The sequence below is a fragment of the Pseudodesulfovibrio mercurii genome (assembly GCF_000189295.2).
GTDB lineage: Bacteria > Desulfobacterota > Desulfovibrionia > Desulfovibrionales > Desulfovibrionaceae > Pseudodesulfovibrio > Pseudodesulfovibrio mercurii.
Window position 1 is genome coordinate 499,858 of the sequence record NC_016803.1, and the last position, 20,457, is coordinate 520,314.

Annotated in this window: 18 protein-coding genes; 11 read left to right on the forward strand and 7 right to left on the reverse strand. The window is 64.5% G+C overall.

All coding sequences use genetic code 11. From position 1 onward, the window contains the following. The first annotated feature begins 97 nt into the window (after positions 1 to 97). Positions 98 to 1,606, forward strand: a complete 1,509-nt coding sequence (locus DND132_RS17495; protein WP_014321098.1) for a response regulator — start codon at positions 98 to 100, stop codon at positions 1,604 to 1,606. A gap of 301 nt (positions 1,607 to 1,907) precedes the next feature. Here DND132_RS17495 and DND132_RS02345 read toward each other — a convergent pair whose 3' ends face one another. From DND132_RS02345 to DND132_RS02375, 7 genes are all read right to left on the reverse strand, one after another. After that, positions 1,908 to 2,348 carry a GNAT family N-acetyltransferase gene (locus DND132_RS02345; RefSeq protein WP_014321099.1) on the reverse strand — a complete coding sequence of 147 codons (441 nt, stop codon included), beginning with the start codon at positions 2,346 to 2,348 and terminating at the stop codon, positions 1,908 to 1,910. A gap of 144 nt (positions 2,349 to 2,492) precedes the next feature. Then, complete coding sequence (locus tag DND132_RS02350; protein WP_014321100.1) at positions 2,493 to 2,789, reverse strand: AzlD family protein; 297 nt, start codon at positions 2,787 to 2,789, stop codon at positions 2,493 to 2,495. Then, positions 2,776 to 3,468: an AzlC family ABC transporter permease gene (locus tag DND132_RS02355; RefSeq protein WP_014321101.1), complete on the reverse strand. Its 693-nt coding sequence runs from the start codon at positions 3,466 to 3,468 to the stop codon at positions 2,776 to 2,778. Before DND132_RS02355 ends, DND132_RS02350 begins: the two co-directional genes overlap by 14 nt. Positions 3,469 to 3,470: 2 nt before the next feature. Then, positions 3,471 to 5,555, reverse strand: a complete 2,085-nt coding sequence (locus DND132_RS02360) for a tetratricopeptide repeat protein (RefSeq protein ID WP_014321102.1) — start codon at positions 5,553 to 5,555, stop codon at positions 3,471 to 3,473. A 471-nt stretch (positions 5,556 to 6,026) separates the two neighbouring features. Next, positions 6,027 to 6,326, reverse strand: coding sequence for a TRASH domain-containing protein (locus DND132_RS02365; protein ID WP_014321103.1), 300 nt, complete (start codon positions 6,324 to 6,326; stop codon positions 6,027 to 6,029). A gap of 24 nt (positions 6,327 to 6,350) precedes the next feature. Continuing rightward, positions 6,351 to 6,854, reverse strand: coding sequence for a 2-amino-4-hydroxy-6-hydroxymethyldihydropteridine diphosphokinase (gene folK, locus DND132_RS02370; RefSeq protein WP_014321104.1), 504 nt, complete (start codon positions 6,852 to 6,854; stop codon positions 6,351 to 6,353). Further along, positions 6,851 to 8,017, reverse strand: a complete 1,167-nt coding sequence (locus tag DND132_RS02375) for an LL-diaminopimelate aminotransferase (RefSeq protein ID WP_014321105.1) — start codon at positions 8,015 to 8,017, stop codon at positions 6,851 to 6,853. The genes folK and DND132_RS02375 overlap by 4 nt, the downstream gene beginning before the upstream one ends. A gap of 207 nt (positions 8,018 to 8,224) precedes the next feature. On the opposite strand from DND132_RS02375, the gene xerD reads away from it, so the two are divergent. From xerD to DND132_RS02425, 10 genes are all read left to right on the forward strand, one after another. Further along, on the forward strand, positions 8,225 to 9,148 hold the full coding sequence (xerD, locus tag DND132_RS02380) for a site-specific tyrosine recombinase XerD (protein WP_014321106.1): 924 nt from the start codon (positions 8,225 to 8,227) through the stop codon (positions 9,146 to 9,148). Positions 9,149 to 9,173: 25 nt separating this feature from the next. Next, positions 9,174 to 11,861 carry a CBS domain-containing protein gene (locus DND132_RS02385; RefSeq protein ID WP_014321107.1) on the forward strand — a complete coding sequence of 896 codons (2,688 nt, stop codon included), beginning with the start codon at positions 9,174 to 9,176 and terminating at the stop codon, positions 11,859 to 11,861. A gap of 130 nt (positions 11,862 to 11,991) precedes the next feature. After that, positions 11,992 to 12,477 carry an HIT family protein gene (locus tag DND132_RS02390; protein ID WP_014321108.1) on the forward strand — a complete coding sequence of 162 codons (486 nt, stop codon included), beginning with the start codon at positions 11,992 to 11,994 and terminating at the stop codon, positions 12,475 to 12,477. A 10-nt stretch (positions 12,478 to 12,487) separates the two neighbouring features. Next, positions 12,488 to 12,847 carry a LapA family protein gene (locus tag DND132_RS02395; RefSeq protein WP_014321109.1) on the forward strand — a complete coding sequence of 120 codons (360 nt, stop codon included), beginning with the start codon at positions 12,488 to 12,490 and terminating at the stop codon, positions 12,845 to 12,847. Positions 12,848 to 12,855: 8 nt separating this feature from the next. Further along, entirely contained in the window at positions 12,856 to 14,001 is a 1,146-nt protein-coding gene (locus tag DND132_RS02400) for a tetratricopeptide repeat protein (protein ID WP_014321110.1), read from the forward strand. 45 nt (positions 14,002 to 14,046) lie between these two features. Further along, on the forward strand, positions 14,047 to 16,653 hold the full coding sequence (mutS, locus tag DND132_RS02405) for a DNA mismatch repair protein MutS (protein ID WP_014321111.1): 2,607 nt from the start codon (positions 14,047 to 14,049) through the stop codon (positions 16,651 to 16,653). 2 nt (positions 16,654 to 16,655) lie between these two features. After that, positions 16,656 to 17,102: a hypothetical protein gene (locus DND132_RS02410; RefSeq protein ID WP_014321112.1), complete on the forward strand. Its 447-nt coding sequence runs from the start codon at positions 16,656 to 16,658 to the stop codon at positions 17,100 to 17,102. 94 nt (positions 17,103 to 17,196) lie between these two features. Next, complete coding sequence (lysA, locus tag DND132_RS02415) at positions 17,197 to 18,435, forward strand: diaminopimelate decarboxylase (RefSeq protein ID WP_014321113.1); 1,239 nt, start codon at positions 17,197 to 17,199, stop codon at positions 18,433 to 18,435. Positions 18,436 to 18,483: 48 nt separating this feature from the next. Beyond that, entirely contained in the window at positions 18,484 to 19,224 is a 741-nt protein-coding gene (locus DND132_RS02420; protein ID WP_014321114.1) for an RsmE family RNA methyltransferase, read from the forward strand. Then, positions 19,221 to 20,444, forward strand: coding sequence for a replication-associated recombination protein A (locus tag DND132_RS02425; protein ID WP_014321115.1), 1,224 nt, complete (start codon positions 19,221 to 19,223; stop codon positions 20,442 to 20,444). Before DND132_RS02420 ends, DND132_RS02425 begins: the two co-directional genes overlap by 4 nt. Positions 20,445 to 20,457: the final 13 nt, after the last annotated feature.

Genomic DNA, 20,457 nt, shown 5'->3' on the forward strand with positions numbered 1-20,457 from the left:
AACGTTGCAATCGGCAACAGCCAGAAACGCCGCTTCAGTTCGACCGCATGTCGAAAACCGCTGCCTGAGGGGATCAGGCCCAAGCCACGAGCGATTCATGACAGCCATTACAATTTTCAACGGAGTTTTCTGCGATGCGCGGCCCGTGGTCGAGCACGTGGCGGAAATCACCGGCTACCGGCTGGTGGACGACCGCGAAATCATAGCCGATGCGGCCCGGCTATCGGGCCGGAAACGGGCGGCGTTCAGCGGTCTGTTCGATCCGGAGGCCGGGGGATCGCCTCTGGCCGCGCCGGAGCGCAACGGGCTGGTCGCCTGGCTGCGCTACGCCGTGGCCCGGAAGCTGTCCGGGGGTGAGGATCTGGTCTTCTGGGGCTATTCGGCCCTGCTCACGCCGCGAAATTGCGGAAATATTTTGGCTGCTTGCCTGGTCAATGAGCGCAATGACCGGCTCTGGACGGCCTGCCGGGACGGTCGGCACACCGAGGCCCAGGCCGTGGCCCGTATGACCGCCGACGACCGGGTGCGCGGCGAGTGGGTGGTAGATGTTACGGATTGCAACGATCCCTGGTCCGAGACACTGTACGACGTGGTCGTTCCGGTGGGGGCCCTGGGGGTCCGGCAGAGCGCCTGCCTCATCGTCGAGCAACTGGCCAACGGCGTGGTCCGCGATTCCGAGGCCACCCGGGCTTGCGCGGAGGATTTCCGGCTGGCCGCCCGGGTGCGGGCCGAGCTGGCGCGCGCTGGGCACGACGTGGCCGTTGTCGCCCGCGATGGTTCGCTGACCTTGAGCCTGGAAGACCACGACGCCACCCTGGCGAGCGGGGCGCGCGACCTGTTCGAGGAGATCGCGGCCATGGCTGGCGTGCGCGGCGTGGAGATCGGAGCGGGGCGGCGTTACAACCCGAACGACGTATTTCAGCGGGCGGCCTGCGCCCGTCCGTGCCCCGACGCGGCGGCCAGGGAGGATGCGGCCTGTACCTCGGCCCGCGCCGAGGACGTGGCCCTGGCCGAGGCGGTGCGTTCGCGCATCCCCTTCGACGCCTGGGGCGTATCCGTGTTCGTGAAGGACGGCTTCGTGTCCCTGACCATCAACGACCACGCCAGGCTGGTGGAGCGCATGGCCCGGCGGGTCTGCGATCTGGCCGCCCGCGTCGAAGGCGTCGCGGACGTGACCTTCGGCATCGGCCGGGAGTACCACCTGGGCGCGGCCTGCAAGCGCGTCCGCCGGGAGCTGTGCCGTACCCTGCTGGCCGACGAGCGGCGCAAGTTCCTGCCGACACTGTCCGCCCGGCTGCAACGCGACGGCGGGGTGGGGGCCTTCGCCCTGTACGACGGCAAGAGCGTCTTCTACACCATGGAGGAGCCCGAGGTGGTCCTCCTGGACATGCCGGATTCCGGCGGGCCGGACGTGCTGCGCCGGTTCAAGCGGGACCATCCGGCAACCGAGGTCCTGGTCCTGTCGGACCGGAAGGCCGAACAGGAGCGCGAAACCTGCATGAACCTGGGGGCCTTCGCCTGCCTCCACAAGCCGGTCAACAGCGTGGCCCTGAGCGAGACCATCCGGGCCGCCTGCGAAAAGTCCCGCGCCTGCGCCTGCTCCTGATCCCGCCCGCAAGATCGTTCTGGGGGTGTGGCCGCCAAGGCCGCACCCCCTTTTTCGTCCATATATAGCGTACTCTGCATAGTAGATATCCGGCTGCGATCATGAGCAGTTCCCGGCCGGTCTGGATTGTTGCGCCGTGGGCCCGTTCTGGGGCGTGGCGTTCCAGTCTCTCCGGCGATCATCAAGGCCTGGCGGAAGGGCTTTGTGGGGGGCCCCCGCACGCGAAAAGTGTACGGATGTGGGAGAACAGCGCAATAACTGGTCGAATAAATGCGGTTTCAGGAAGGATTACGGGGAAAAATCAGGACCGCCGCAGCTTCATGTGGAGCAGGGGGAAGGGCTTGCCCTGGCCGTCCAGGGGTGAACGGCCCACAACCTCGAAGCCGAAGCGTTCGTAGAACCCCAGGGCCTGCGGATTCTGCTCGTTGACGTCCACCCGGGTCACGCCGAAGCGGTCCACGGCGTGGCGGCATAGGGCCGTACCGATGCCCCGGCCCCGGCTGTCCGGCGCGACGAAGAGCATTTCCAGGTTGCCGTGGGCAACACCGCTGAATCCGAGGATCTTTCCGGCCATGTCCCGGGCGCAGCACAGGGTCACCGCATCGAAATAGTGTTCGAGGATTAGCGGACGCAGGGGCAGGATGTCCTCCTCGGCCAGGAAATGATGGGTCGCGCGGACGGACGCTTCCCAGACCGCGAGCAGTTCGGGATGGTCCGCCTCACCGGCTGGTTCCAGGCGCATGCGTTTATCCACAAGTGGTTCGGGGTCGTCCAGAAAACGGTTTTCAGGAAAATATAGCATACGGTGTATTCCGTCAACCAGTTGATATCCCTGGGTGAGCCCTTTCCGGGCTTCAAGCGCCCCGGCCGTCTCTCCGGCAAGGGGTCACAGGAGGTGCCGCAGGAGGATCAGGGACCCCACGCCCGCCACCAGGGACAGGGGCATGTTCCGGAAACGCAGGGCGAACACCAGGGTGACGCCCGAAGCGACGGCCTCGGCCGTGCCCACGGCAAAGACCAGCGGGGCGAGCAGCGCGGCCAGGATGGAGCCGGGCAGCCTTGACAGGCACGCCTCCACCCGCTGGTTGCCCTGGACCAGGCGGACCAGCCACGGCCCGGCGATTCGGGTCAGGTAGGTCACGGCGGCCATGCCGAGGATGGCGATCAGGCTATCGGTTCCCACGGTTCCCCCAAAGCCCGGTCAGGCTCCCGGCCAGGCCGCCGATGACGATGTACCATTTGCCGGGCAGGAAATGATGGACCACCAGGGCGGTGATCGCGGCCACGGCCCAGGGCGGGATGTCCCCCTTGCCCTTCCACAGCCCGGCCAGCAGGGAGAGGAACACGGCGGTGAAGGCGAAGTCGAGCCCGAAGGCCTCGGGGTCGGGAATGACCGCCCCGGCCAGCCTGCCGGTGATCGTCGCCCCCATCCATGCGGCCCAGATGAGCAGGCCGCTGCCCAGCAGGAAGCCCAGGTCCGACTTGCCCCGGCTGACGGCCCCGTAGGTCATGGCCCAGCTCTCGTCCACCAGCAGGAAAAGCAGGGGAAGGGTGGTGCGGGGAGGCAGGCCGCGCATCCAGGGCGTCAGGGACGCGCTCATGAGCACGTGCCGCAGGTTGACGATGAATGTGGTGAAAATCAGAGCGGTTATGGGCAGCGGATGGGACCACATGTCCAGGGCCACGAACTGCGACGACCCGGCGAAGATCAGGCCGCTGGACAGGGCCGCCTCCCCCATGGTCAGTCCGGCCTGGCGGGTGAGCAGGCCGTAGACCAGGCCGTAGGCAAAGACGCTGAGGGCCACGGGCAGGGTGCGCAGGGCCCCCTGCCGGGCGGATTCGAGCGACAGGCGCGCGGTCAAGACTAGAACGGGTAGACCAGGGTGCTCTCGCCGCCGCCGTTTTCCTCGCCCATCTTCTTGTCGATGGCGTCGATGCGCGCCTGGGCGGCCACGCGCTGTTCCTTGATGGAGGCGTTGCGCACCACTGTGCCGAGCAGCCGCTTGGCGGTCTCGTACTTGCCCCGCTTTTCATAGATCAGGGAGGCGCGGTACATGGCCGTCAGGCACCAGATGTTCTCCTGGGGATACTGCCAGGCCAGTTTAAGGTAATAATCCAGCGCCTTGTCGGGATTGCGCAGGGCCTGTTCGCCCTCGCCGAGCCAGAACAGGGTCTCGGCCTGCAGGGCGGTGGTCATGGTCGCCCGCTGGTCCCACATGGTCAGCAGTTCCTGCTGTGCGGTCTCGTACTCCCGCCGCTGCTGGTAGAGCAGGGCCATGCGCAAGCGTGTCATGACCGGGATGGGCTCGCCGGTCTTGGTCATGGCCTGGTAGGTCTCCAGGGCCTGGGCCTGGTGCCCGGCGTCGAGTTCCAGGCGGGTCTTGATGTCCAGCCAGGCCATGCGCAGCTCGGGCGGCAGGGCGGGTTCGTCGATGCGGTTCAGGTAAAAGGCCCCGAGTTGCAGGTTCTTGGCCTTGACCGCGTCGTCGGCCAGGAAGATCAGGCCGCGAATGCCGAAGGACGAGTCGTCGAACAGATAGGCAACGCGCTTGGCCAGCCCCACGGACGGCTCGGCCGCGAACCGCTGCTGCCACCAGGCCATGAGGAGCAGTCGGTCCAGGGGATACTGTCCGGCGGACAGGGCCTGCAACTGATCGGCCGGGGCGGCGGTCCAGAAGGGGGCCTCGGTCTCGGGATGGACATCTATCCCGGCGGCCCCGGAAAGGGCGGCCAGCACCGGGTACAGGGCAAAGGCCTCGGCCGGTTTTTCGGGCAGGATTTTGTTCAAGTCATCCTTGAAGGCCAGTACGCCCGCCAGCCGCAGGCAGATGGGCAACGTTGTTTTATCTATGGAATCCCAGGTGGTTGCCGCAACCTGCCGATTGCCGTTGGACAGGGACAGGGCGAGCTTGAAGTTGCGCAGCAGGGTCGCGGTCTGCTCGGAGATGAGCATGGAGCCGAGCTCGTTGTCGATGGCCTTTTCCGCTTCGGCCGGGGCCATGGTCAGGATGTTGTTGCGGAACTTGGTCCAGGCGGCCGAGTCCGGATTGCCCAGGAACCATTCGGACCGGGACTTGGAATAGGGGGCCAGGATGTTGCCCGCCCAGAAGGCGTGGGCCTTGAGGTAGTTGTCTTTAAGGAATACTTCAAGGTTTTTCGGTGTGTTGCCGCTATTGAGGAAGTACAGGATCGAGGTCCAGAATGCGCGCACGGTGTCGTTGGACAGCGTGGAGATGTAGCCTGTGGCCTCTTCGAATTTTTCCAGGGACACGGCGGCCAGGGCGCGGGCGATCCGCTGCGTGTCCGCGGACTGGACCAGGGACGCGGCCGGGTCCGCCTGGCCGGGCGCTGGCGCCTTGCCATCAGGCGCCATATTGGGATTCATGAGGGAATACACCCGGTTCCAGAAGTCGTTCTCCCAGACCTTGCGGCCCACGACCATGATCATGTTCAGGGCTTCCTTCTGGGAGTCGCGGGAAAGGGTGTGGTTGGCCAGCCAGGCCCAGTACATCTTGATCCAGACGTCGTGCCAGATGACGGCCAGGTCGGGTTCGCCCTTGAAACGGGCCTTGATCTCATCGTCGGACAGGAATTTAGTGGCCTGGGTGTACCACAAAACGGCCTTGGTCAGGTCGCCCAAACCTCGGTGGGCGCGGCCGCCGAGCCATAGCCGGTCGGCCTCGTCCTTGCCGGTGAAGGCCGGTGTCATCTCAATGATTTCAAGGGCTTTTGCGGGCGAATTGAGGTTCAGGTAGACCTGGGCGCGCTTGAGCACGGCCTCGGGGGTATCGGCGGCGGACTCCTGGGCGTATTCCTTTTCCAGGCGGTCCCAGGCGCGGTAGTGCTCGAGCCATTGCTGGAAGGACTGTTTTTCCTCGGCTTGGGCGGGGTTCAGTCCGGCCAGGACCAGAAAAAGCGTCAGAAGCGAAAATGCGATGCGTGCTTTCATTGTTCCTCGAATGCGGCCGTGGCGGCTTTTTGTCCGTTGGTGATGGGGCATCCTTACCAGCCGTTCCCGAAATGCTCAATGGGCGGTATTGCGATTGTCCGTCCAAGGGACGGTTCCGGGCGGGCCAATGGATGAGTGGCCGAAAACCGGGAAGGGCAAATTTTCACGGTGACGATCGGCCCTGTTTCAGCCCCTCATTGTTGAAAGTTTACATAATTTACATTATGAGACAATTATATAACACACCGGAAGAGTGAGAAAAATTACTTCAAGTTGCATCGATTGCCTGGACACGTCGTCGCCTACTGATGGCTTGCCGATGGACGGCGCACGAGAAATCCCCTGTGCCGCGTTTTGGGGGAATTTGTGATGCGAACTCCGTCCACGGACGGAAAATCGCTCACGCTCGAACTGAGGACGAAAAAAAAGGCCCTGGGTCGGGCCTTTGTCTTGTCGGATGGGCTGGGAAGCCTATGCTTCGTCGTCCTTGGACTCCACGGCTTCCTTTTTGGCGGCCGTGGCGCCGATGCGCTTCAGGTACTTGTCGCGGCATTCGTAGGAGCAGAACACGTGGACCTTGTCCCCTTCCCGGACGCGGATGTCGCCGTCCTTGTCCACGTAGGTCCCGCAGGACGGGTCCTTGACCATTTCGCCCGAGGCCACCTTCTGCTTGAAGGCCTTGTCCTTCTTCATGTCCTTCTTTTGCTTGTCGCCCATGAAGAGCTTGTAGACCAGAAACAGGGCCGCAGCGATGACCAGGAATTTCAGCATGGGTTGCCTCGTTGGTTGGTTGGGTTAGGAGTCCTGCCAGAGCTTGCGCCCTTCCTGCCGGTACGTGATGGCGGCAAGCGCCTCGTCCACGGTGGTCCCGTCGGGAAAGACGAAGTCCGGGGCGATCTCCTTGAGCGGCACGAGCACGAACGCCCTTTCCTTGGCGCGCGGATGCGGCAGGGTCAGGAAGTCCATGTCCATGACGGTGTCGCCCCAGGCGATGATGTCCATGTCGAGCGGCCTGGGACCGCCGGGCACGGCCCTGGTGCGGCCCATCTTGGCCTCGATGGCCGTGCAGGTGGACAGGAAGCCCGGCGGCGACCAGATCTCGGCGTCGATCTCGAGCTCGATCACCTGGTTGGTGAACCACGGCTGATCCTTGATCTCCCCCTGGGGTTCGGTCTCGTAGTATTCCGAGACCTTTTTCAGGCGGATGTCGTCACCGTAGTCCTCGAGCAGGACCAGGGCCTCGTGGAGGTTGTCTTCGGTGTCTCCCACGTTGGAGCCGAGGCTCACGTAGCAGATCACAGTTTCGAAATTCTGGATACGGCCTCCTCGAGCTTGTCGTTGTTCACGGTCAGGGAGATGCGGAAGTACCCTTCCCCAGGCGTGCCGAAGCCGTTGCCGGGGGTCAGGACCACGCCGGTCTTCATGAGCACGTTGGTCACGAATTCCGCGGACTTGTACCCTTCCGGCACGTTGCACCAGAGGTAGAAGGAGGCGTCCGGCACACGGTGCCTGATGCCGATCTTGGTCAGGGCGGCGCTAACCACGTCCCGGCGCTCCTTGTAGATGGCCCGGAAGCTCTCGGCAAAGGGCTCGCCCTGGCGCAGGGCCGCGATGCCCGCCTCCTGGACGGCCTGGAAGATGCCGGAGTCCACGTTTTCCTTGATCTTGCCCAGGCCCGCGACCAGGCTCCGGTTGCCAACGGCCATGCCGATGCGCCAGCCGGTCATGTTGTAGGTCTTGGACAGGGAATGGAACTCGATGCAGACGTCCTTGGCCCCCTCGCACTCGAAGATGGAAATGGGCTTGTTGTCCGGATCGTAGTAAATTTCGGTGTAGGCCGCGTCCGAGACCACGATGACGTTGAATTCCTTGGCCTTCTCGATGAGCTTCTCGTAGAAGGGCTTGGTCGCGGTGGCCGCGGTCGGGTTGTTCGGATAGCAGACGAAGATCATCTTGGCCTTGGCCCAGGTGTCGTCGGAAATGGCGTCCAGGTCCACGAGGAAGTCGTTTTCCTCAAGCAGGGGCAGGTACTCCACCCTTCCGCCGGCGAACTCCGTGGCCACGCCGTAGACCGGGTAGTTGGGGGTGGCCACCAGGACCGTGTCGCCGGGGTTGACGTAGGCCATCGGGAAGTGGGCGATGCCCTCCTTGGAGCCGATCAGGCTGACGATCTCGGTCTCGGGGTCGAGATCCACGCCGAACCGCTGCTTGTACCAGTCGGCCACGGCCTGGCGGTAGGCCAGCATGCCGATGTAGTCGGGATAGCGGTGGTTCTTGGGCTTCTTGGCGCTCTCGTAGAGGGCTTCGATGATGAATTCGGGGGTGGGCAGGTCGGGGTCGCCGATGCCCAGGCTGATGATGTCCATGCCCTTCTTGGCGACTTCCGCCTTGGCCTTGTCGATGGCGGCGAACAGATACGGCGGCAGCGTCGAGAGACGGTCGGCCAACTTGAATTCAGACATGTATGATCTCTCCTTGAAATCCGATATTGAAGCACTTTCATAATGGGGGCATGACCCTGTGTCAATGCGAACCATTGCGCTTTGACCCTCACCTTGGTAGCAAGGAGGGTGGCAGCCGTGCTTGGTTTCCATGCAGTGCGGCAGATACCCTTTTCCCGTGGATATCATCCAATACTTTAATAGTATCAAAGCGGTCCGGCAGTGATCATGGCGCGCCCCGACAAAGAGAAAAACATCAACGAGTACAGCCACCCCTGGGTGGACAGATACCTTGAGCACCTGCTGATCGAAAAGGGGCTGTCCGAGAACAGCCTGACCGGCTACGCCAACGACCTGGGCTCCCTGCTCGCCTTCCTGGAGGAGCGCTCCTTTCCGCTCAAGGACCTGACGGACCAGACCCTGTTCCTCTACCTGACCCATCTGCGGGCGCGCGGCCTGAAGAGCCGCTCCCTGGCCCGGCACCTCTCCTCCCTGCGCGGGTTCTTCGCCTTCGCCGTGGGCGAGAAGTGGTACAAGGAGGACCCCGGTCAGCTCCTCGAAAATCCCAAGCTGCCGCGCAAGCTGCCGGAATTTTTAAGCCGCGAGGAGATTTCCCGGGTCCTGGCCCTGCCCGACACCTCCACCCCGCTGGGCATGCGCGACAAGGTCATGCTGGAACTGCTCTACGCGGCGGGGCTCCGGGTGTCCGAGCTCATCGGCATGAAGGTCCTGGACTATGACCCCCAGGTGGGCATGCTCAAGGTCTTCGGCAAGGGGTCCAAGGACCGGCTCATCCCCATCCACTACACGGCCCAGGACTACCTCAACCGCTACTTGGAATTCACCCGGCCCGGCTTCAAGCCACGTGAGGACTTCATGTTCCTGAACCGCTCGGGCAAGGGGCTGACCCGCCAGGGCGTGTGGAAGCTGATCAAGAAATACGCCGAGGCGGCGGGCATAAAGCGGTCCATCTCGCCGCACACCTTCCGCCACTCCTTCGCCACCCACCTGCTGGAAGGGGGCGCGGACCTGCGCACCGTGCAGATTCTCCTGGGGCACGCGGACATCAGCGCCACCGAGATCTACACCCACGTGGAGGCCAACCGGCTCAAGACCCTGCACCGGAAGTTCCACCCGCGATCAACCATGTGATCTTCGCAACAACGCGGAATATGAAATGAAAAACAAACCGGAAAAGATACAGGCCCCGGTCGTGATCACGGCCCACGCCAACGCGGACTTCGACGCCTTGGCGGCCATGGTCGCGGCCAGCAAGCTCTATCCCGGCGCGGTGCTCATCTTTCCGGGCAGCCAGGAATCAAACCTGCGCAACTTCTTCATCGAGTCCACCACCTATCTCTTCAATTTCAAGGCCTTCAAGGACATCGAGCCGGAGTCCGTGGAGCTTTTGGTGGTGGTGGACACCCGTCAGCGCTCGCGCATTCCCCATGTCCGCCCCCTACTCGACAACGAGAACCTGCGCATCCACCTCTACGACCACCACCCGGACAGCGAGGACGACCTGCCCGCCGAGAAGAGCGTGGTCCGCGAGTGGGGCTCCACCACGGCCATCATCGTGGCCGAGATCCGCGAAAGGGGGCTGTCCCTGAACATGGAGGAGGCCACCCTGCTCGGCATCGGCATTTACGAGGACACCGGCTCCTTCGGCTTCAACACGACCACGCCCCAGGACTTCGAGGCCGCGGGCTGGCTCAAGTCCCAGGGCATGGACATCGAGGTCATCACCGACCTTCTGTCCCACGAGCTGTCCGCCGAGCAGGTCACCTATCTCGGCGAATTGTTCAAGAACGCCAAGACATACGACATCCACGGGGTGGACGTGGTCGTGACCGAGATGTCCACGGACAAGTTCGTGCCGGACTTCGCCCTGCTGGTCCACAAGCTCATGGACATGGAGAAGATCAAGGTGGTCTTCGCCATGGGCCGCATGGCCGACCGCATCCACCTGGTGGCCCGGTCCAAGAGCCCGGACGTCAACGTGGGCCGCATCTGCGCCTCCCTGGGCGGCGGCGGGCACGACGCGGCGGCCTCGGCGACCATCAAGGACCGCACCCTGGCCGAGGTGCGCGACGACCTGTTCGCCCTGTTCTACTCCCAGATCAATCCGCAGATCGTGGTGGACTCGCTCATGTCCCGCCCGCCCGTGGTCATCGAGGGCGACAAGACCATGGCCGACGCCGTGGAGCTGATGACCCGCTACGGGCTCAAGGACGTGCCCGTGGTGGCCAAGGACAGCATGCAATGCATCGGCATAATCGGTCATAAAATCGCGGACAAGGCCCTGTCCCACCACCTGGGCGACGTGGGCCTGTCCGAGTACATGACCAGGGCCTTCGAGACCGTGGAGTCCTCGACCGATCTGTACCGGGTCATGGAGATCATCCTGAGCAACCGGCAGCGCATGCTGCCCGTGGTGGAAAACGGCGAACTGGTCGGGGTCATCACCCGCACGGACCTGACCAACATGCTCATCGAGGAGCCCGCCCGCATCCCCGACTCCCTCATGCCGGACCACCGCCGCGAGCGGAACATCGCCTCCCAGGTCAGGAACCGGCTGCCCCAGCGCATGCTCGACCTGCTCAAGGAGGCGGGCGAGCTGGGCACGGACATGGGCTGGGAGGTCTACGCCGTGGGCGGGTTCGTGCGCGACATCCTGCTCGGTCGGCCCAACCTGGACCTGGACCTGGTGGTCGAGGGCGACGGCATCGCCTTTGCCCGGCGGTTCGCGGCCAAGCTCGGCGGCCGGGTCAAGGCCCACTCCAAGTTCAAGACCGCCGTGGTCATCCTCGACGACGGCCAGCGGGTGGACGTGGCCACGGCCCGGCTGGAATATTACGAATACCCCGCCGCCCTGCCCACGGTGGAGCTGTCGTCCATCAAGATGGACCTGTACCGCCGCGACTTCACGGTCAACGCCCTGGCCCTGCGCATCAACCCCGGCCGTTACGGCCAGCTGGTGGACTTCTTCGGGGCCGAGCGGGACATCCGCAACAAGACCATCCGCGTGCTCCATTCCCTGAGCTTCGTGGAGGACCCGACGCGCATCCTCCGGGCCATCCGCTTCGAGCGGCGCTTCGACTTCCAGATCGGCGGCCAGACCATGCGGCTGATCAAGAACGCCCTCAGCCTCAAGCTCTTCAGCAAGCTGTCCGGGACCAGGGTCATGCACGAGCTGCAACTGATCATGAACGAGGAGGACCCCCTGGCCTGCCTGTTGCGCATGCAGGAGCTGGGCATCATGGAGGCCATCCATCCCCTGCTCTCCCTGGACAAGGAGCGGGTCCAGATACTGACCGAGCTGGTCAAGGTCCACAACTGGTACAAGCTCCTCTATCTGGAGCCCCCGGTGGTCCCCTGGAAACTCTATCTCCTGGGCATGACCATGGGCATCAAGCGGGACCAGATCGACCAGGTGACCGGGCGGCTGCATTTCACCAGGCGCGAGGAGCGCGACTTCTTCCAGTTGCGGGACCAGATCGGCGAAGCCCTGATGAAACTCATGGGCTGGAAGGAGGGCCGTTCGCGCCTGAGCCGGTTGTACAAGATCCTCCATCCCCTGCCGGTGGAGGGCATCCTGTTCCTCATGGCGCGCAGCCGAAAGGAATACATTCGGCGGAATATTTCGCAATATCTCGCCAGGTTGCAGTATGTCGAGATTGAGGTGAACGGCAAGGACCTCAAGAATATCGGCATAGAGCCGGGCCCGATCTACGCGATCATCCTGGACAAGCTGATGACCGCCAAGATCGACGGGCGGGCGGAAACCCGGCACGAGCAATTGAATCTGGCGAAAAAATTGAATAAGGAATTATCGGCAAGGTTCGAAGAGGAGAGCGGAGACTGATGCTTTCCCCTCTTGCCCTCGGCGGACAAGCCGTGTAGAAAATCAAGATGTTGGTTGGTCCGAGCGGCCGTTTCGGGCGATGTGCCGAACCTGGGCCGCAACCGGCTTGAAAGACAAACGGAAGTGGATCATGGATGTTTTGTGGGCGCCGTGGCGCCTGGATTATATACTCGGACCCAAGCCCGAGGAGTGCGTCTTCTGCATTCCCGAGCACACGGACGAGGACGCGGAGCGCTGCATCCTCGCGCGCGGTGAGCACTGTTTCGTGATCATGAACAAGTTCCCGTACAACAACGGGCACCTCATGGTCACCCCCTACCGTCACGTGGCGCACCTGACGGACCTGACCCTGGAGGAGTCCAATGACTGCATGCTGTGGATACGCCGGGCCATCCAGGTGCTGGAGGACGCCTTCCATCCGCAGGGCATCAACATGGGGCTCAACCTGGGCGAGGCGGCCGGTTCCGGCATCGCCCAGCACATGCATTTCCAGATCGTCCCCCGCTGGAACGGGGACGCCTCGTTTATGGCCGTCTTCGGCGAGACCACGGTCATCCCCGAACACCTGTATTCAACCTACAGCCGCCTTAAGCCGCTGTTCGATGCAATAGCGTAAGGAGAACCACATGCGTTTTATCAAGGTCCTGTTTCTGTTGGCACTTTTTGTCTTTTCCATTCTGTTCTTCAGCCAGAACAACGACGTCCTGCTTCAGAACCTGACGCTGATCCTCGATATTCCCTACGTGGCCACCCTGCACTCCATCCCCCTGCCCTTCGGCGTCCTGATCCTGGCCGCCTTCGTGGCCGGCTCCCTGCTGACCATGATCTATTTCGTGGTGGACAAGTTCCGTGGCGCGGCCAAGCTCAAGGAATGCCGCACCCGCATGGCCAGCCTGGAGCAGGAGCTCAATTCCCTGCGCAACATGCCCATCAGCGAAGCCCCCTCCTTCGCCTCTCCCGAGACCAAGGAAGAGGACAACGCCTAGGTACCGCCATGGGCTGGAACATCTTCAACCGCAAGAGGACGCCGGGTTCCCTCCGGGACCGCGACAACGCCGCGAACAACGGCGAGTCCCTGCCCGTGCAGGACACCCGCGCGGCCATCGAGGAACTCAGCAAGGTCGTCCAGAACGACCCCGAGGCGGTTGAAATCTACCTCGCGCTCGGCAGCCTGTACCGATCCCAGGGCGAGATCGAGCGCGCCATCCAGATTCGGAACAGCCTCATCGTCCGGCCGGGCCTGGACCGCGAGTTCAAGGCCCGCGCCTGGTTCGAGCTGGGTCGGGACTTCCGCCGGGCCGGGTTCCTGGACCGGGCGGAAAAGGCCTTTCACGAGGCCCGCGCCCTGGGTCAGGACCCCATCTCCATCCACAGGGAGATGGCCCGGCTCACGGCCGAGCGCGGCGACTTCGAGAAGGCGGCCGAATCCTACGGCCAGCTCGACCTGCCCCTGCCCCAGGCGCACTACCTGGTCCGACTGGCCAGGGACCGCTTCGCCGAGGGCAACGTCTCCCAGGGCAACCGCGCCCTGCGCCATGCCATCCGGGCCTACCCCGGCGCGGTGGAGGCGTGGCTTGAGCAGATGACCCAGGCCTACAGGGCGGGCAACGCGAACAAGATCGGCGACATCCTGGGCCAGGCCCTGGAACGGGTGGTCCCGGAACTGCGCTTCGTCCTGTTCGAGGGGCTGCTCCTGGCCCTGAGTCAGGCCGAAAAGGCCCGGATCAACTCCTTCGGCGAGGAAACCGAGTGGTCCAGGACCTGCCCGGACGAGAAGGTCGTCGAGGTGGTGGTGCCCATCATCGAGACCCAGGAGCCGGACGTCCTGCTGCTCTACTACGGGGCCATGCTCATGCTGCGCGTGGAGGACACGGACAACGCCCGGTCCTGGTTCGAGAAGGCGCTCATGCTCGACGCCGACTTCTGGCAGGCGCGCCTGGAGCTGTTCGACCTCTCCAGGGCGGACCAGACCCTGACGCCCTTCTTCAAGGAACAGCTGTCCTTCTTCATCGGCCGGGCCCGGCGGGTGCGCCGGTTCTTCTGCCGTCACTGCGGCCTGAAGCGCGACCAGCTCTTCTTCAACTGCCCGCGCTGCCACAGCTGGCACTCCATCGCCTTTCGAACCGACATCACCGAATAAATTCCCCGCACCGACGTTCTCGTGGTACAAAAGAAACTGACGCCCATGCTCGAGCAGTACCTCCGCTTCAAGGAGGAGCATCCGGGCTGCCTGCTCTTTTTCCGCATGGGCGACTTCTACGAACTCTTCTTCGAGGACGCCGAGGTCGTGTCCAGAGCGGTCCAGATCGCCCTGACCAGCCGCAATCCCAACGACGAGAACCCCATCCCCATGTGCGGCATGCCCCACCACGCGGTGGAGCCGTACCTGAGCCAGCTGCTCGACAAGGGCTACAAGATCGCCATCTGTGATCAGATCGAGGATCCCAAGGAAGCCAAGGGGTTGGTCAAGCGCGACGTGACCCGCGTGCTCACGCCCGGCACCGTGGTCGAGGACTCCAACCTGCGGTCCAAGGCCAACAACTATCTCGGCGCGTTCTACTGGGACAGCGCCAAGGACGCGGGCGGCATCGCCTGGCTCGACTTCTCCACGGGCCAGTGGTCCGGGCTATACAGCCGCAAGGAGCCCGAGCTGTGGCAGTGGATGGTCAAGATCGACCCGAGCGAGTTGCTCCTGCCCCAGGGCGTCAAGGTCCCGCCGCAGTTCAACGACCTGGCGGGCCAGGTCACGGCCGTGGCGCCGGGCACCTTCTTCGATCTGGCCGGAGCGCGCAACCGCATCCTGGAGGCCCAGCACGCGGCGGACCTGGACAGCCTCGGCCTGCAGGGCAAGAACGAGCTGGTCCGGGCCTGCGGCGCCCTGCTCACCTACCTGGACCAGACCCAGAAGGGCGAATTCGGCCACCTGGGCGAGTTCCGGCCGCTGAACCTCGGCAAACACCTGCTGCTGGACGAGGTCACGGAGCGCAATCTCGAAATTTTCCGCCGCCTGGACGGCCGGTCCGGCCCCGGCACCCTGTGGCAGGTCATGGACCGGACCATGACGCCCATGGGCGGACGCCTGCTCGAGGCCCGTCTGCGCCAGCCGTGGCGCAATCTCGCGCCCATCGAGAAGACCCAGGAGTGCGTGGCCTTCCTGTTTGAGCGCGACCGGCTGCGCGGCGACGTGCGCCACGCCCTGGACTCGGTCTACGACCTGGAGCGGCTGTCCACGCGCATCTTCCTGGGCCGGGCCAATCCCAAGGATTTCATCGCCCTGCGCCGCAGCCTGTCCATGCTTCCCCGGCTCCATTCACTGCTGGCCGGGGAGGACCTGGACCCGGCCCCGGACCTGAAGCGCATCCTCGCCAAGTGGGACGCCATGGACGACCTCTGCGCCCTGCTGGACAAGGCCCTGGTGGACACCCCCCCGCCCGTGATCACGGACGGCGGCCTGTTCCGCAAGGGGTTCGACCCGGTGCTCGACGAGCTCATCGAACTCAACGAGCACGGCGAGGACCGCCTCAAGGCACTGCACCGGGCCGAGCTGGCCAAGAACGACATTCCCAAGCTCAAGCTCGGCTTCAACAAGGTCTTCGGCTACTTCTTCGAGGTCTCCAAGGCGTACAAGGGCCAGGTGCCGGACCATTTCATCCGCCGCCAGACCCTGGTCAACAGCGAGCGCTACATCACGCCCGAACTGAAGGAACTCGAGGACAAGATCATCTCCGCGTCCGAGGAGCGCAAGAGCCTGGAATACAAGCTCTTCCAGGAGCTGCGCGAGCACCTGGCCAAGGCCCGGTCCCGGTTCCTGTTCATGGCCGACGCCATCGCCTCCCTGGACTACTGGCAGGGGCTGGCCGAGGCCGCGCGGGTCAACGAGTGGACCCGGCCGGTGCTGCACGACGGGCTCGAGATAGAAATCGAACAGGGCCGCCATCCGGTGGTCGAGGCGGCCATGGGCGCGGCCAACTACATCCCCGGCGACCTGCGCATGGACCAGGGCCGCCGCATCCTGCTCATCACCGGCCCGAACATGGCGGGCAAATCCACGGTCCTGCGCCAGGTGGCGATCATGACCATCATGGCCCAGATCGGCTCCTTCGTCCCGGCCCGCAGCGCGCGCATCGGGCTGGCGGACCGCGTCTTTTCCCGAGTGGGGGCCTCGGACAACCTGGCCCAGGGCCACTCCACCTTCATGGTCGAGATGACCGAGACCGCGCGCATCCTCCGCCAGGCGGGCAAACGCAGCCTGGTCATCCTGGACGAGATCGGGCGCGGCACCAGCACCTACGACGGGCTGTCCCTGGCCTGGGCCGTGGTCGAGGAACTGTCCACCCGGGCGGGCGGCTCGGTGCGCACCCTGTTCGCCACCCACTACCATGAGCTGACCGGCCTGGAAGGCAAGATCGACGGGTTGCGCAACCTGAACATCGCGGTCAAGGAGTGGAAAGGGGATATCGTGTTTTTACGCAGGCTTGTGCCCGGTCCGGCCGACCGCAGCTACGGCATCGAGGTGGCCCGGCTGGCCGGGGTGCCCCGCCCCGTGGTGGAGCGCGCCCGGGAAATCCTTGCGGAACTGGAAGAAAAATCGCAGGATAACCAAGCAAAAGGGGCCGTGGACCGGGCGTCCCAGACCCTGTTGCCAGGCTTCGGCGCACCGCCCATCAAGATCGACCGCGAGCTGTGCGAGCATCCGATCATCACCCAGCTCACGGACCTGGACGTGGACGGCATGACGCCCATCCAGGCGCTGATGCTCCTCAACCAATGGAAGGACATGATCAAGGACTAGCCATGCGCAAATCCCTCGTCGCCACTACCCTCCTCCTCCTCTGCCTGGTCCTGCTGGCCGGATGCGCCATGGGCCGCAAGCAATGGCCCGAGGCGACCCGGAGCCAGGACCGCTTCACCCTGAAGCTCATCGACGGCGAACGCGTGGACCGGTGCCTGCTCCTGCGGGTGGCCGTGAGCGGTTCGGTGGACCGGTTGTGGCGCGCCAGCGTGCTCTTTGAGGCCGTGGGCGACGGCGAGGACCAGGGGTGCGTGGGCTGTCCGTTCGTGCCGCGCGAGGCGCAGCACTTCACCCGGGGCCAGGACGGCTTCGACCTTGAGGGCAACGTCCTCAGGCTGAACATCTGCGGGCTTGAGCCCGGCGTGGAATACCGCTTCAGGGTGTCCGGCAAGAGCGAGATCCCGACCATGGCCGTGCAGTACACCGACGTGTACATGTCCGAGCCCTGAGGCGCGGGCCGGTTTCATATGGGAAAAGTATTGGATGATATCATTCCATACGGCGTATTGATCCCCATACATCTTTATCAGGAGATCGAATAACATGCATCATTTCCAACAACGGGACGGCGTACTGTTTGCCGAAGAGGTCAGCGTGACCGCACTGGCCAAGCAGTACTGCACCCCGCTTTATATCTACTCCGCCGCCACCTTCCGGCGGCATTTCCACGCCTTTGACTCCGCCTTCGATGCCCTGGACCACCTGACCTGCTTCTCGGTCAAGGCCAACTCCAACCTGGCCGTGCTCAAGATGCTGGCCGCCGAGGGCGCGGGCATGGACATCGTCTCGGGCGGCGAACTCTACCGCGCCCTCCAGGCCGGGGTGGACCCGAGCCGCATCGTCTATTCCGGCGTGGGCAAGCGGGATTCCGAAATCCGCGAGGCCCTGGAGGCGCGCATCCTGATGTTCAACGTGGAGTCCCTGGCCGAGCTTGAACGCATCGACCAGGTGGCCGGCGAGATGGGCACCACGGCGCGCGTCAGCTTCCGCATCAACCCGGACGTGGACCCGCAGACCCACCCGTACATCTCCACGGGCATGCAGAAGAACAAGTTCGGCCTGGACATCGACATGTCCATGCAGGCCTACAAGCGGGCCGCCGAACTTAAGCACGTGGAGCCCGTGGGCATGGACTGCCACATCGGTTCCCAGCTGACCAGCCTGGACCCGTTCCTCGAGGCCCTGGACAAGCTCCTGGCCTTCAACGCGCGGCTCAAGGATCTGGGTATCGAGATCAAGTACCTGGACCTGGGCGGCGGCCTGGGCATCCCCTACAACGAGGAGGAGCCGCCCCACCCCGCCGAGTTCGGCAAGGCCCTGAGCGACAAGCTCAAGGGGCTGCCCCTCAAGGTCATCCTGGAACCGGGCCGGGTCATCGCCGGCAACGCGGGCATCCTGGTCACCGAGGTGGTCTACACCAAGTCCAACCCGGCCAAGAACTTTCTCATCGTGGACGCGGCCATGAACGACCTGGTCCGCCCGAGCCTGTACGGCTCCTACCACCGCATCGCCGAGGTGGAGCCCAAGGGCCGCGCGCCCAAGGTCTTCGACGTGGTCGGGCCCATCTGCGAGTCCGGCGACTTCCTGGCCCGTGACCGCGAGCTGCCCGAGGTCATGCAGGGCGAGCTGCTGGTCGTCTACTCGGCCGGGGCCTACGGTTTCTCCATGTCCTCCAACTACAACTCCCGGCCGCGCGCCTGCGAATTGCTCGTGGACGGCGACAAGGTCATTGTCGCCCGCAGGCGGGAGACATATGATGATCTCCTAATGAACGAACTCTAGCTTCCGGGGGCCGGGGGTTCGCCTCCGGCCCTTTTTTTCAGGTTGTCCATGGCGCGATTGAACACCTTTTTCCTGTCCCCGGACCAGTGGCCCGCCGTCGCGGGCGACGTGGTCGTGCTGAGCGGCCCTGAGGCACGGCACATGGGCACCATCCTGCGCACCGAGAGATCCCAGACCGTCCGGCTCTTTGACGGCCATGGGCGCGACGGGCTGTTCACGGTGCGCGACATCGCCAAAAACCGGGCGGAGCTTGAGGCCCTGGAACTGGCCGAGCACCCGGCGTCCGCGACCGGCCTGACCCTGGCCATCGGCTGGGGCAAGTCCAAGCGGCGCGACTATCTCCTCGAAAAAACTGTGGAATTGCAGGGCGCTGGGCTGATCTTCTGGCAGGCCGCACGCAGTCAGGGCAGCCTGCCCGACGATCCCAAGGAGACCTGGACCGAGAAGTTCGTCCAGGCGGCCAAACAGTGCGGGGCCGTGTGGTTGCCGGAGCTGGACACGGTCTCCGGCGGTGTGGACGGGCTCATCCCCCTGGCCGGGCGGTTCGATCACTGCTACCTGGCCTGGGAGGCCGAGGAGGCGGTCACGCCCCTTTCGCCCGTCATGCTTTCCAAAGGGCGCACTCTTGTAGTAATCGGACCGGAAGGCGGCTTCGACCCCGATGAAGCGGACCGGCTGGTCCGGGCCGGGTTCGGCCCGGTGACCCTCGGGCCCTCCATCCTGCGCTGGGAGACCGCCGCCGTGTATTGCTTGAGTCTCGCCATGTTCGGCGCACAGGACCGCTCATGAAGCTGGAAATCGAAGAAAGCCACCCGCTTGCCGACAGAATTCGTCCCGCCTCCCTGGACGACTTCGTGGGCCAGGGCCACATCCGCAACCGGATCGAGGCCTTTGCCCAGTCCAAGCGCATGCCCAGTCTTCTGCTTTTCGGCCCGCCCGGCTGCGGCAAGTCCACCCTGGCCCTGCTCCTGGCCCAGTTGACCGGCAAGAAGTACCTGCGCGTCAGCGCGCCCGAGGCGGGCCTGACCGCCCTGCGCAAGATGCTGCCAGGCCAGGAAATCCTTATCCTCGACGAGCTGCACCGCTTCTCCAAGGCCCAGCAGGACTTCTTCCTGCCCATCCTGGAGAGCGGCGAGATCACCCTGCTGGCCACCACCACCGAGAACCCGTCCTTCAGCGTCACCCGCCAGCTCCTGTCCCGGCTGCACGTGCTCAGGCTGCGCCAGCTCAGCCGCGAGGAACTGGTGGACGTGTCTCATCGCGGGGCCCGTGAACTGAACGTGGAGCTTGAGGAGGAGAGCCACAGGATGCTCGCGGCCATGGCCGGAGGCGATGCGCGCACCCTTTTGAATTTGTTGGAGTACACCGCCGAGCTGCCCAAGGACAAGCGATGCCCGGAGTGCCTGCGCGAGTCCCTGCCCGAGATCGTGGTCCGGGGCGACCGCGACGGCGACTCGCACTACGAGCTGGTCTCGGCCATGATCAAGTCCATCCGGGGTTCGGACCCGGACGCGGCCCTGTACTACTTGGCCTGCCTGCTCGAAAGCGGCGAGGACCCGCGCTTCGTCACCCGGCGGCTGGTCATCTCGGCCTCGGAGGACGTGGGGCTCGGCGATCCCTTCGCCCTGAACCAGGCCATGGCCTGCCACCAGGCCGTGGAGGCCATCGGCATGCCCGAGGGGTTCATCCCCATGGCCCAGACCGCCGTGTATCTCGCCCTGGCGCCCAAGAGCAACGCCACCTACGCGGCCTACCGCACGGCCCAGAAGGAGGTCCGCGAGAACGGGCCCATGCCGGTGCCGCTGCACCTGCGCAACGCCACCTCCTCCCTGCAACGGGAATGGGGCTACGGCCGGGGCTACCTCTACCCGCACAATTTCCCCCGCGGCTGGGCGGACCAGGACTACCTGCCGACCGAGTTGACGGGCCGCAAGTTTTACCACGCCAAGGACCAGGGCGAGGAGCCGAGGCTCAACGCCTGGCTGCGGCAGTTCAAGAAACAGCGTTGATTTCGTCAAGGAA